The 12061-nt window shown below is 66.2% G+C and carries 14 protein-coding genes; 12 read left to right on the forward strand and 2 right to left on the reverse strand.

Features of this window, described 5'->3' with window-relative positions; translation table 11 throughout:
- Positions 1–129: 129 nt before the first annotated feature.
- Together HALKA_RS0117235 and ribH are read right to left on the reverse strand one after the other, a co-directional pair.
- Positions 130–1290 (reverse strand): pyridoxal phosphate-dependent aminotransferase, encoded by a 1161-nt coding sequence (locus HALKA_RS0117235; RefSeq protein WP_018259173.1) that lies wholly within the window; start codon positions 1288–1290, stop codon positions 130–132.
- A gap of 34 nt (positions 1291–1324) precedes the next feature.
- Entirely contained in the window at positions 1325–1738 is a 414-nt protein-coding gene (gene ribH / locus HALKA_RS0117240) for a 6,7-dimethyl-8-ribityllumazine synthase (RefSeq protein WP_015762867.1), read from the reverse strand.
- 123 nt (positions 1739–1861) lie between these two features.
- Between ribH and HALKA_RS0117245 the strand changes: the two genes are divergently transcribed.
- The 12 genes from HALKA_RS0117245 to nuoK all read left to right on the forward strand — a co-directional run bounded on the left by HALKA_RS0117245 (position 1862) and on the right by nuoK (position 12060).
- The gene (locus HALKA_RS0117245) at positions 1862–3823 is read left to right on the forward strand and encodes a flippase activity-associated protein Agl23 (RefSeq protein WP_018259174.1); all 1962 of its coding nucleotides are present in this window, start codon (positions 1862–1864) and stop codon (positions 3821–3823) included.
- 37 nt (positions 3824–3860) lie between these two features.
- On the forward strand, positions 3861–5024 hold the full coding sequence (locus HALKA_RS0117250; protein WP_018259175.1) for a 5-(carboxyamino)imidazole ribonucleotide synthase: 1164 nt from the start codon (positions 3861–3863) through the stop codon (positions 5022–5024).
- A 197-nt stretch (positions 5025–5221) separates the two neighbouring features.
- Entirely contained in the window at positions 5222–5650 is a 429-nt protein-coding gene (locus tag HALKA_RS0117255; RefSeq protein WP_018259176.1) for a hypothetical protein, read from the forward strand.
- Between the two features lie 50 nt (positions 5651–5700).
- Positions 5701–6357 (forward strand): 5-(carboxyamino)imidazole ribonucleotide mutase, encoded by a 657-nt coding sequence (purE, locus tag HALKA_RS0117260; RefSeq protein ID WP_026190403.1) that lies wholly within the window; start codon positions 5701–5703, stop codon positions 6355–6357.
- A gap of 141 nt (positions 6358–6498) precedes the next feature.
- Positions 6499–6915: an NADH-quinone oxidoreductase subunit A gene (locus HALKA_RS0117265; protein ID WP_015762872.1), complete on the forward strand. Its 417-nt coding sequence runs from the start codon at positions 6499–6501 to the stop codon at positions 6913–6915.
- Positions 6908–7597, forward strand: a complete 690-nt coding sequence (locus HALKA_RS0117270) for an NADH-quinone oxidoreductase subunit B (protein ID WP_015762873.1) — start codon at positions 6908–6910, stop codon at positions 7595–7597. The genes HALKA_RS0117265 and HALKA_RS0117270 overlap by 8 nt, the downstream gene beginning before the upstream one ends.
- A 16-nt stretch (positions 7598–7613) precedes the next feature.
- A complete protein-coding gene (locus tag HALKA_RS0117275; RefSeq protein WP_018259178.1) occupies positions 7614–9296 on the forward strand; it encodes an NADH-quinone oxidoreductase subunit D in 1683 nt (560 codons plus the stop codon).
- Positions 9296–10351: a complex I subunit 1/NuoH family protein gene (locus HALKA_RS0117280; protein WP_018259179.1), complete on the forward strand. Its 1056-nt coding sequence runs from the start codon at positions 9296–9298 to the stop codon at positions 10349–10351. Before HALKA_RS0117275 ends, HALKA_RS0117280 begins: the two co-directional genes overlap by 1 nt.
- 34 nt (positions 10352–10385) lie before the next feature.
- Complete coding sequence (locus HALKA_RS0117285; RefSeq protein WP_015762876.1) at positions 10386–10847, forward strand: NuoI/complex I 23 kDa subunit family protein; 462 nt, start codon at positions 10386–10388, stop codon at positions 10845–10847.
- Positions 10848–11171: 324 nt separating this feature from the next.
- Positions 11172–11441 carry an NADH-quinone oxidoreductase subunit J gene (locus HALKA_RS0117290; RefSeq protein ID WP_164731981.1) on the forward strand — a complete coding sequence of 90 codons (270 nt, stop codon included), beginning with the start codon at positions 11172–11174 and terminating at the stop codon, positions 11439–11441.
- Positions 11438–11761 carry a hypothetical protein gene (locus HALKA_RS0117295; protein WP_018259180.1) on the forward strand — a complete coding sequence of 108 codons (324 nt, stop codon included), beginning with the start codon at positions 11438–11440 and terminating at the stop codon, positions 11759–11761. Before HALKA_RS0117290 ends, HALKA_RS0117295 begins: the two co-directional genes overlap by 4 nt.
- Entirely contained in the window at positions 11758–12060 is a 303-nt protein-coding gene (gene nuoK, locus HALKA_RS0117300; RefSeq protein ID WP_015762879.1) for an NADH-quinone oxidoreductase subunit NuoK, read from the forward strand. The genes HALKA_RS0117295 and nuoK overlap by 4 nt, the downstream gene beginning before the upstream one ends.
- The last annotated feature ends 1 nt before the right edge of the window (position 12061 follow it).

A 12061-nucleotide genomic window follows, 5' to 3' on the forward strand; every position in this document is an offset into this window, starting at 1 on the left:
TCGGTCTGGAGATTGCTTCTCGCTCGATTCACTGCCCCGATCGGAGTGGGGGGCGGCCGTTTTCACCCACGTTTTTGCGCAAGTGGTTCGCTCGCTGCGCTCGCGAATCCGAAGTAGAAAACGGTGGTACTACAGCAGACCGGCGTCGTCGAGTCGCTCGACGGCTTCTTCGAGCCGCTCCTTGCTGTTGGCGTAGGAGATGCGCGCGTAGCCCGGCGTCCCGAAGGCGTGGCCCGGCACGGTGGCGACGTGGGCCTCCTCGATCGCTTCCTCGCACCAGGCGTCGTCGTCGCCGTCGGGCGCGACCTCGGGCATCATGTAGAAGGCTCCCTGGGGCTCGGGGACGTGGACGCCCCGCTCCTCGAAGAGGTCCTTGAGGAAGGTGCGCCGTTCGTCGAAGGCTTCGACCATCTCCTCGACCTCGCTCTCGGTGTTGCGGATCGCCTCGACGCCCGCGTGCTGGACGAAGTTGACGGCACAGGAGACGGAGTGGCCGTGGACCTTCCCGGCCTCGTCGATCAGCTCCTCGGGGCCGGCGAAGTAGCCGAGCCGCCAGCCGGTCATCGAGTAGGCCTTCGAGAAGCCGTTGAGCGTGATGGTCCGGTCTTCTATGCCGTCCAGCGTCCCCAGCGAGGTCGCCTCGCGGCCGTCGTAGGTGATCTCCTTGTAGATCTCGTCGGAGATGACCTGGAAGTCGTGCTCGACGGCCAGGTCGCGAACGCCTTCGAGGGCCTCGTCGGTGTAGACCGCGCCGTGGGGGTTGCCCGGCGAGTTCACCACGAGCAGTTCCGTGTCGTCGCTGACCGTCTCGGCGAGATCGTCGAGCGCGCCCGCGAGCTGGAAGTCGTGGGCAGCGGTGTCGACGCGTTTCAGCGAGCCGTCGGCGAGTTTCACCATCGCCTCGTAGGAGACCCACGCCGGGTCCAGCAGGACGACCTCGTCCCCGTCGTCGATGAGCGTCTGGAAGATCTCGTAGAGGGCCTGCTTGCCGCCGGGCGTGACCATGAGGTTGTCTTCGCCGTACTGGGTCAGCCCGTCGTCGTGGAGCTTCTCGGCGATGGCGGTCTTCAGTTCCGGAATCCCGCTCGTCGGGGTATACCCCGTGTGGCCGGCGTCGAGGGCCGCCTTGGCGGCGTCCTTGATGTTCTCGGGCGTGTCGAAGTCCGGTTCGCCGACGCTCAGGTCGACCACGTCGACTCCCTGGGCCTCCAGTTCGGCGGCCTTGTTGCTGATCGCGAGCGTCGCGCTCGGTTCGACTCGTCCTACACGTGCGGCGAAGTCCTGTGTCATTGTGGTACTCTCTGTCGTTGTCGTCGGTCCGCGCTCACTGTCGCAGTTCCGTCGCGAGCGAGACGGCACTGTCGACGGCGTCGCCGCCTTTGTCGGTCCGTGCCGTCGCCTCGTCCTGGCTCATGCCCGGGCCGATGACGCCCATCGTCACTGGGGTGTCGCGGTCGAGGCTGACCCGCGTCAGTCCCTGGGCGGCGGCGTCGGCGATCACCTGATCGTGGTCGGTGTCGCCGGTGACGATCGCGCCCAGCACCGCGACGGCGTCGACGTCCTCGCGCCGCGCCAGCCGGTCTGCGGCCAGCGGCGTGTCGTAGGACCCCGGCACCTCGCGGGTCGCGACGATCGTCGCGTCGTGATCGCTGGCGGCCTCGCGCGCCGACGCTTCCATCGCTTCGATAACCTGCCCGTGTTTGTCGTACTGGGCGACGACGAGCCCGAGCTGCACCATACCCGAGTGGCGGGTGGGAGAGCTAAAAGAAGTACCGCTTACGGCCGAGTCCGCGCCGATCGGACGGCGTCGGTCTACCGCGAACCAGAAGTGTTCTAAGCGGGCCTCGTTTCAGTGGCCGGTATGCATTCGTCCGGCCCCGACACCGACTCCGAGCGCCCTCCACAGGAGACGGACGGTGAGGCTGGCGACCCGGGCGACGACGGCAGATCGCTTCGGACGCTGGCGACGACGACCGTCGGTCTGGTCCTCGCGGTGGCGGCCGTCGGTCTCGTCCTCCGACTGGCCTTCCTGGGTGACCGCATCGCCCACTGGGACGAAGCGCGCGTCGGCTACTGGATCACCTACTACGTCGAGACGGGGTCGTTCGCCTACCGCCGGATCATCCACGGCCCCTTCGTCCAGCACGTCAACGGCTGGCTGTTCCCGCTGGTGGGTGCCAACGACTTCACGATGCGGCTCCCGGTCGCGCTGATCAGCGCGACGCTCCCGCTGTCGGCGCTGCTGTTTCGCGAGCACCTCCGCAGGGTCGAACTGCTCGCGATGGCGCTCTTCCTGGCCGTCAACCCCGTCGTCCTCTACTACTCGCGGTTCATGCGCAGCGACCTGCTGGTCGCGACGTTCATGTTCCTCGCGCTGGGTGCTCTCGTGCGGTTCTACGACACCCGGCGCTGGCGCTACGTCTACGCCGCCGGGGCGCTGATGGCGTGTGGCTTCGCCTCGAAGGAGAACGCGATTCTCTACGTGCTGACGTGGCTCGGCGCGGTCGGTCTGCTCGCCGACCAGGCGCTGTACCGTCCCCGGAACGACGCGAGCGGCTCGGCGCTCCTCCTGGCGAAACTGCGGGCGCTGGCCGGTCGCGTCCGCGGGGACGCGCCGACGGCCGCCAACGGCGGGTCCTCGCCCGAGCGGTCTCCGGGCTGGCGCTCCCGAGGCGGGCGGATACTGCTGCATCTCGTCGGCGTCGCCGCGGTCTTTCTCGCGCTCAGCCTGTTCTTCTACGCACCGCGAGGTGCGGGCGAGGCGGGGCTGTACCACCCGCCGGGGACGACAGAGCAGGTGATGCTCTGGCAGGCGGTCGGGGACCCGGCGCAGTTGCCGACGCTGCTCGAAGAGACCTGGGCCCACGTTCGGTTCGAGTACGGCGAGTGGTTCGGGCAGGCCGGCGAGAGCGGCGAGGAGAGCATCGCCAGCACGTACGTCGAGTATCTCGGCCGGTTCGTTCGTGTCATGGGGCTGAAGGCAGCGCCCCTGACGGTACTCTCGGTCGTCGGGTTCGCCGCCGAGCGATACGGGCGCGCGGAGAGCCGGAACCTCGTGATGCTCGCCGGCTACTGCGGGTTCGTCTCGGTGCTTGGCTATCCGCTGGGGACGGACATCTTCGGGGCCTGGCTCGTCGTCCACGCGCTCGTCCCGCTCTCGATTCCGGCCGCCGTGGGGCTCGCTCGGATCGTCGACTGGGCGCGGGGCGCGTTCGTCGCGGACGACGCGGTCGGGCTCACGACCGCCGCGGCGGTCCTGTTGCTCGTCGGCGGCGCGACTGCCGGCGTCGTCACGAACTCGGTGTACCTGAACGACCGGTCCGAGGACAACTATCTGGTCCAGTACGCCCAGCCCGGCGACAGCCCGCGGGCCGAACTCGAAGCGATCGATCGAGCGGCCGGCGACGACCGACCCGGGCCGGACGTGTTGCTGTTCTACGGCGAGGAGGGGGATCGCTGGGCCGACGACGAGGCCCTCGTCGAGCGGGACCGTGCCGGCTGGAACCGCTCGAAGTTCAACTATCGGCCCCTCTGTAGCAAGTGGTTCAACGCGCTGCCGTTGCCCTGGTACTTCGCCACCAGCGACGCCGACGTGGACTGTGCGAGGACGCCCGGTAACGTCACGGATCGCCTCGACGACGGGCCGCCGGCCGTCGTCGTCACGGTCGCCTCGGACCGGACGACCCCCGAGGCGGCGCTGCGCGACGCGTACAGCCGGGAGACCTACGAGATGCGAGCGAACGGCACGCGGATGACCTTCTGGGTCCACGACCGCGTCGAGCGCGACCGGGAGGTGAGATCCGTCCGTCGCGTCGGTCCGTGAGGCAACGCTTAAGCGGGTCGGTCGGAACCCCTCGCACATGACCATCTCGACACCAGGCGTGACGCTGGGCGTCGTCGGCGGCGGTCAGCTCGGACGGATGCTGGCGGAGGCCGCCGCGCCGCTGGGCGTCGATCTCGTCGTGACCGATCCGACCGAGGACCCGCCGGCCGGCCCGGTCGCGAGCGACGCGCTCGTGGGCGATTTCGACGAGCTCTCGACGATTCGAGCCGTCGCCGAGCGCGCCGACTACCTCACCTTCGAGATCGAGCTGACCGACCCGGACGCACTGGAGCAGGTCGCCGAGGAGACCGGCGTTCCGGTACACCCGAAGCCGGACACGCTCCGACTCATCCAGGACAAGCTCGTCCAGAAACGCCGCCTCGGCGACGCTGGCGTCCCGGTCCCGGCCTTCCGGCAGGTCGACGACGAGGACGATCTCCGGGCGGCGGGCGAGGAACTGGGCTATCCCCTGATGCTCAAGGCCCGCGAAGGCGGCTACGACGGGCGGGGCAACTACCCGGTCGAGTCGCCCGACGACGTGACCGACGCCCTCGACGCGATCCAGGGGCCGGCGATGGCCGAGGAGATGATCGACTTCGAGCGGGAACTGGCCGTGATGGGCTGTCTGGGAGCCGACGAGCGCGACACGTTCCCGGTCACCGAGACGATCCACCGCGAGGAGATCCTCCGAGAGACGGTCTCTCCTCCGCGAGCCGACGAGGACGTTCGAGAACGAGCCAGAGCGGTCGCGCTCGACGTACTCGACGCGATGGAGGGGCGGGGCGTCTACGGGATCGAGCTGTTCGAGACGAGCGACGGCGAGATCCTGCTCAACGAGATCGCGCCCCGCCCCCACAACTCGGGCCACTGGACTATCGAGGGGTGTCACACCTCGCAGTTCGAACAGCACGTTCGGGCCGTCACCGGGCGACCGCTCGGGACGACCGAGCGCCGTGGACCGACGGTTTCGGCAAACGTGCTGGGCGACGTACCGGACCGCCAGCGTGCGACACTCTCGGGCGAAGACGCGGTCTTCGAGACGCCTCGGGCGCACCTCCACTGGTACGGAAAGCGAGCGGTGTACCGGCTCCGGAAGATGGGACACGTGACCCTCGTCGGCGACGGCGAGACGACGGGCAAACTACTCGCGGACGTTCGGGCACTGCGAGAGCGACTGACCTTCCAGTCCCGCTCGCAGTGACCACTGTCCGTCTCGATTCGTGTCGGGCGTGGCGAGGCCATGTCCAGTCCCCGCCACGGGAAGAGAGTCGCGCCGCGTGCCTCTGATAGGAACCGCACCCTCAATTTCGTCCCGGCCGAAATAAACCTCAGTTACAGTTCCGCGAGGCGTTTTGCTAATTGTTAGTACTTTTCTGAACGGCTGTCGTACTGTCTGACATGTCCGAGCTGCCAGACGACTTTCCCGAGTGGCTCACGGCGGAGCGCCACGCCCACTACACCCGGCCGCCGACGCTCGCCTACCAGCTCTCTCGCGCGTACCCGAACATCGACACCGAGTCCGAGCTCTACCGCGCGGCCCACCGGGACATCGTCCGCCAGCACGAGGCCGGCACGACTCCGGAACAGATCTTCTCGAACTTCCTGTCGACGGTCCGCGACGCCGGCGGCGTGGTGCCGGTCGCGCTGGTCGACCGCCCCGGCGGCGATCGGCTCGTCGCCGACCCTGGCGGCGACACGCTGCTGGAGTTCGGTCTCGACGACGACGATTTCATGGAGTTTCGGGAGCTCTCTCGGAACGATTTCGACGACATGACCCGCGAGGAGCTGATCGATCTCCTCGTCTCGCTTCAAGACGCCGTCGAGTGACCGGCGACGGATCGCCCACACTTACGGCCCAGCGGGACGGAGAGGCGTTCATGACAGACTCGGAGAGCGTGCAGTCGCTGATCGACCAGCTCCGCGAGGAAGCCGAGATGGACCGTCCGAACGAGGCGACCCCCGACGTGGGAATCGTCATGGGCTCGGACTCGGACCTGGCGACGATGGCCGGCGGCAAGGGAAAGCGTCCGGGTGCCTACGCTGCCCTCGCCGAGGAACTGGGCTTTGCCGAACAGACCGACTTCACCGACGCGCCCGAGGCTCGCTTTACGTTCGAGAGCTTCGTCGTCTCGGCCCACCGGACGCCGGAACTGATGTACGCCTACGCCGAGACGGCCGAGGCCCGCGGTCTCGATGTCGTCATCGCGGGCGCGGGCGGGAAGAGCGCGGACCTCCCGAACATGACCGCCTCGATCGCCTACCCGCTGCCGGTGATCGGCGTTCCGGTCCAGGAGAAGTCCGTCGACAGCGTGATCGGGATGCCACAGGGCGCGCCGATCACGGCCGTCGACGCCGGCAAGTCGTTCAACGCCGCTCTCACCGCGGCGCAGATCCTCTCGCGGAAACACCCCGAACTTCGCGAGCGCCTGCAGGGGTACCACGACGAGCTACAGGACGAGGTCGGCACGGTGTCTCGCGATCTGCACGAACTCGGGACGCCGGAGTTCAAATCGACGTACTGGGACGGGGAGTAGCCCGGCTGAGCCGGCTCTCGACGCGCTCCGAGCACCGACGCCCGGGCGTGGCTGTCGTAGGCCACTGGAATCCCCGGAAATCACAAGAATCAACCCTTATATGCCAGCGGTCGATAGTCACGAACGATAGGAGATTCCGGAATGAGTAATCCATGGATTGCGATCGGCGCGCTCGCGCTCGTCGGCGTCCTGATTCCGTTGAGCATGATATCGGTATCGGCGCTGTTACGACCGAGCGTGCCCGAACAAGGCAAACGCGCCACCTACGAGAGCGGTGAAATTCCGACCGGCAGCAGCCAGCAGATCAGATTCAACATCCAGTACTACATGGTCGCGCTGCTGTTCGTCGTCTTCGACATCGAGACCGTCCTCATCTTCCCCTGGACGGTCATCTATCGGGACGCGGTCGGTGCCCTCGGCTACGAGCAGGTGCTGTTCCCCATGCTTCTGTTCCTCGGGGTCCTGGTCGCGGGGCTCGCCTGGGCGTGGCGCAACGGCGCTGTACAGTGGGTCAAAAGCCCGCGGGCAACTCGGCAACTGAGTACGAACAATGAGTAGTGACCAACCAACACCCGGCGACGCACAGTCTACACAGGAAGCCCGGATCGGGAGCGGTGCTGACGACCGCTTCAACTCCAAGCTTCGGGAGGCGTTCGGCTCGACGCCGTTCATCCTCACGAAGTTCGACAAGTTCATGAACTGGGTGCGGGGCTCCTCGATGTTCATGCTACAGTTCGGGATCGCCTGTTGCAGCATCGAGATGATGCACACCTACGCGGTCAAGCACGACCTCGACCGCTTCGGTGCCGGCGTCCCGCGCGCCTCGCCGCGACAGGCGGACGTGATCATCGTCCCCGGGACGATCGTCTCCAAGTTCGCCCCGCGGATGAAGCGGGTCTACGACCAGATGCCCGAGCCGAAGTTCGTCGTCTCGATGGGATCGTGTACCATCTCTGGGGGCCCGTTCCAGGAAGGGTACAACGTCATCAAGGGTGCCGAGGAGGTCATCCCGGTGGACATCCACGTCCCCGGCTGCCCGCCCCGCCCCGAGGCGCTGATCTACGGCGTCGCGAAACTCCAGGAGCGGATCGCCAACGGCGAGTCCGCGCCGGTCACGGTCAAACCCTACGAGCTCGAACAGTTCGGCGACCTCGAACAGGACGAACTCGTCGACAAACTGGCCGCCGAGATCGACGAGGAGGACCTCGTGATGCGGTACAACTGGGCTGATTCGCCATGACTCGGAGGTGTCTCGCATGAGTCTCGAAGAACCTGAACCGTCGACGCAGCTCGACGTCGGCGTCACGGACGACGGACTGGACTACGACCAGATCGAGGCGCTGATCGACGACTACGTCATCGGTCGCGAGAGCCACGTCAACGCTGAGGGGTTCGTCGTCCGACCCGACGACGTGCAGGCCGTGCTCTCGACCCTGAAGACCGAGGCCGGGTTCGACTTCTGTTCCTGTGTCACCGCACAGGAGTACCAGGACCGCTACGAATCGATCTACCACCTCAAAAAGTACGACGACCCGACACAGGAAGTCAGCGTCGTCGTGCCCTCGCCGCGTGACGACCCGCACAACCAGTCCGGTGCCGACGTGTACGAGACCGCCGACTGGCACGAACGCGAGGCCTACGACCTCGTGGGGATCGAGTACGACGACCATCCGGATCTCCGCCGTATTCTCCTCCCCGAGACGTGGCAGGGTCACCCCCTCTCGCTGGACTACAACCAGGACAAGCCCCAGATCGTCCCGCTGCGGGAACACGCGAACCCGCTGCAAGACGACAAGCGGAGCCCGAGCGACCCGGACACGATGTTCGTCAACATCGGGCCACACCACCCGGCGACTCACGGTGTGCTCCACATCAAGACCGCACTCGACGGCGAGCAGATCGCCGACCTCGAACCCGACATCGGCTACCTCCACCGCTGCGAGGAGCAGATGTGCCAGCAGGGGACCTATCGCCACCAGATCATGCCGTACCCGGACCGCTGGGACTACATCTCGGCCGGCCTGCTCAACGAGTGGGCCTACGCCCGCGCCGCCGAGGACCTGGCGGACATCGACGTGCCCGACTACGCCCAAGTCATCCGAACGATGGGCGCAGAGATGTCCCGGATCGCCGCACACATGCTCGCGGTGTCGACGTTCGCGCTGGACATCAACGGGGACTTCACCGCGACGTTCATGTACGGTATCCGCGACCGCGAGGTCGTCCAGAACCTCCTCGAAGACCTGACCGGCCAGCGGCTGATGTTCAACTACTTCCGGCTGGGCGGCGTTGCCTGGGACCTGCCAGAGCCCCGCGAGGAGTACTTCGAGAAGGTCCGTGACTTCGTCGACGGCCTCCCGGAGAAACTCACCGAGTATCACGACCTGCTGACGAACAACGAGATTCTCCAGATGCGGACCGTCGACACGGGGGTCCTGCCGCCGGAAGACGCCAAGAGCTACGGCGCGACGGGCCCGGTCGCACGCGGTTCCGGCATCGACTACGACCTCCGTCGCGACGACCCCTACGGCTACTACGACGAACTCGACTGGGACGTCGTCACGGAGGACGGCTGTGACAACTTCTCGCGCCTGCTCGTCCGCATGCGCGAGGTCGAGGAGTCGGCCAAGATCATCGAGCAGTGCGTCGACCTGCTGGAAGACTGGCCCGAAGACGAGCGCGAGATTCAGGCCAACGTGCCCCGTACGCTGCGCCCGGACCCCGACCGCGAGATCTACCGTGCGGTCGAGGGTGCGAAAGGCGAGCTGGGTATCTACATCCGCTCGGACGGCACCGACAAGCCGGCGCGGTTCAAGATCCGCAGCCCGTGTTTCAGCAACCTCCACACGCTGCCGACGATGTCGGAAGGCGAGTACATCCCTGACATGATCGCCTCGCTGGGCAGCCTCGACATCGTGCTCGGGGAGGTGGACCGGTAATGCAATCCGAGACGCCGCTTCCCGACACGCTCGCGAACCTGCTCGGACTGGACCCGTCGAACCCGCTGGTCCTGTTCGTGATAGCGGTCGTCGCGTCCGGTGTGATCGCGTCTGGACTGCTCGCCCTGGTCGCCGTCTCGGGGATCTGGGGCAAGCGGAAGATCACGGCAGCGTTCACCGACCGGATCGCTGTCAACCGACACGGGCCGGCGGGCATCCTGATCATCCCGGCAGACGCGCTCCGGCTCCTCTCGAAGGAACTGATCGTTCCGGAGGGCGTCGACCGTCCGGCCTGGGACCTGGGGCCGCTCATCATGGTCTTCTCGGCGCTGGCCGGCTTCGCCGTCATCCCTATGGGGAACGGCATCCAGATCGCCGACCCGGAGACGGGACTGGCCTACGTGTTCGCGATGGCGTCTGTCGCCTCGCTCGGGCTCGTGATGGCCGGCTACTCGTCGAACAACAAGTACTCGTTCCTCGGGGGACTGCGCGCGGTCGCACAGAACCTCGCCTACGAGATTCCGCTGATCCTGACGGGGATGTCCGTGGCGCTTTTCGCCGGGACGCTCCGCCTGAGCGAGATCGTCGCGGCCCAGAGCACGGCGCTGTTCAGCCTCGGCGGCCTCGCGATCCCGTCGTGGTACGCGTTCGTCAACCCCTTCGCGTTCGTGCTGTTCATGGTCGCGAACCTCGCGGAGGTCGGACGGAACCCGTTCGACATTCCCGAAGCGCCGACCGAGATCGTCGCCGGGTGGCAGACCGAGTACTCCTCGGTGTACTTCGTGCTCGCGTACCTCTCGGAGTTCATCCACATCTTCCTCGGCGGTGCGATCATCGCGACGATCTTCCTGGGCGGGCCGGCCGGCCCGGTGTTGCCGGGTATCGTCTGGTTCCTGATCAAGATCGTCGGGATCTACCTGTTCACCCAGTGGGCGCGTTCCGCGATCCCACGGGTCCGGATCGACCAGCTCATCGAGATCGGCTGGAAGGGCCTGCTTGTGCTGGCCTTCGCGAACCTGCTCCTGACGGCCGGGATCGTCGGGGTGATCGCCTGATGAACGCGACGACCACAACCCGAGGTGACCTGCTATGATCGGAATCCTGAAATCGATGGCAACGACGATGAAGCACGCGCTGGACGGCGAGACCTTCACGGTCTCGTACCCCGAAGAGGTACCCGAAGTGAGCCCGCGCTTCCGCGGTGTTCACAAGTTCAGCCAGGAGCGGTGTATCTGGTGTCGCCAGTGCGAGAACGTCTGTCCGAACAACACGATCCAGATCGTCACCGACGACCAGCGAAACGGCGAACAGTACAACCTCCACATCGGGCAGTGTATCTACTGCCGACTCTGCGAGGAGGTCTGTCCGGTCGACGCCATCCTGCTGACCCAGAACTTCGAGTTCACGGCCGACACCAAAGACGAGTTCGCCTACAACAAAGAGCAGCTGAAGAACGTCCCGTGGTACAAGGACATCGATCCGCTGCAGTCGCGTGAACCCGACCGCGGCGCGTGGATCGGCGAGGGCGACGGCGAAGTCGACTATCAGTAAACAGTCGTCTCCGGCGACCGCGTCGCCGGCTCACTCGCTCAACCGAAGTTCAGGGCTTCTTTTCACACTGCCAGAGAACCCGTTCGAGCGCGTCGGCGACGAACCTGATCGCAGACTCTTTGGCAGGCGGTCGTCGCGCGCGCTGCGCACCGGCCGCGGATTCGCAGAGACTGGTCGCCGGGCCAGACCACTATCCTGTGGGGCTTTCTCCCTCACTCGGCAACATTCTCCGGCAATTGCTGTCAGCGAGTGCCAAACCGGCCGTGTTCTGACGAACGGAAAGAGGAATCTTCAAAAGCGCGCCGGCAAGACTGTGCAACAATGATGGGACTGTACGAGACAATAGCGTTCGTGCTGTTCGCAGTGGTTACCATTGCGAGCAGCTGGGGCGTCGTGCTCGTCCGCGACGTCTGGCACTCGGCGCTGTTACTGGGCGTGGCGTTACTGAGCGTCGCGGTCCACTACCTCATGCTCAGGGCCGAGTTCGTCGCCGCGATGCAGATCCTCGTCTACGTCGGCGGGGTTCTGATCCTGATCACGTTCGCGGTGATGCTCACGCGCAAAGACGAGAGCGTCGTCGAGGTGGGGGCATGAGCCGTCCACGGCTCCACACCGGCACTTCCCTGTGGCCCGGGCTGGCGGCGGTCGCGCTCTTTGGCGTCCTCGCGGCGGCGTTCCTCGGGGCGTCGCTGCCGGAGCCCGCTGGCTTCGGGGCCGACGCACAGATCGTCAAGAGCATCGGGGCGGCGATGTTCAACATCGACCCGACGGCGATCATGGACGAGGGTGCGGTCCCGAGTGAGGGCTTCCTCGCGTTGTTCCTCATCATCGCCGTGGTGCTCGACGCGGCCCTCGACGGCGCGCTGATGCTCGCCGAACGCGACGAGGACCACTCCGGAGGTGAGAGCCGATGATCCCCACGCAGTACTATCTGTTGCTCTCGGCCGCGGTCTTCTGTATCGGGATCTTCGGCGTCCTCACCCGCCGGAACGCGCTCATCTTCCTGATGTCCGTCGAGTTGATCCTCAACGCCGCCAACATCAATCTCGTGGCGTTCTCGTTTCAGTACGGGAACCTCTCCGGGCAGGTCTTCGCCCTCTTCGCGATGGGGCTGGCGGCCGCGGAGGTCGCCGTCGGGCTCGGGATCGTCCTCGTGCTGTACCGCAACTTCTCGGACATCGACGTGACCGAGGCGACGACAATGAGGTGGTAAC

The organism is Halomicrobium katesii DSM 19301, assembly GCF_000379085.1.
GTDB classification, from domain to species: Archaea; Halobacteriota; Halobacteria; order Halobacteriales; family Haloarculaceae; genus Halomicrobium; species Halomicrobium katesii.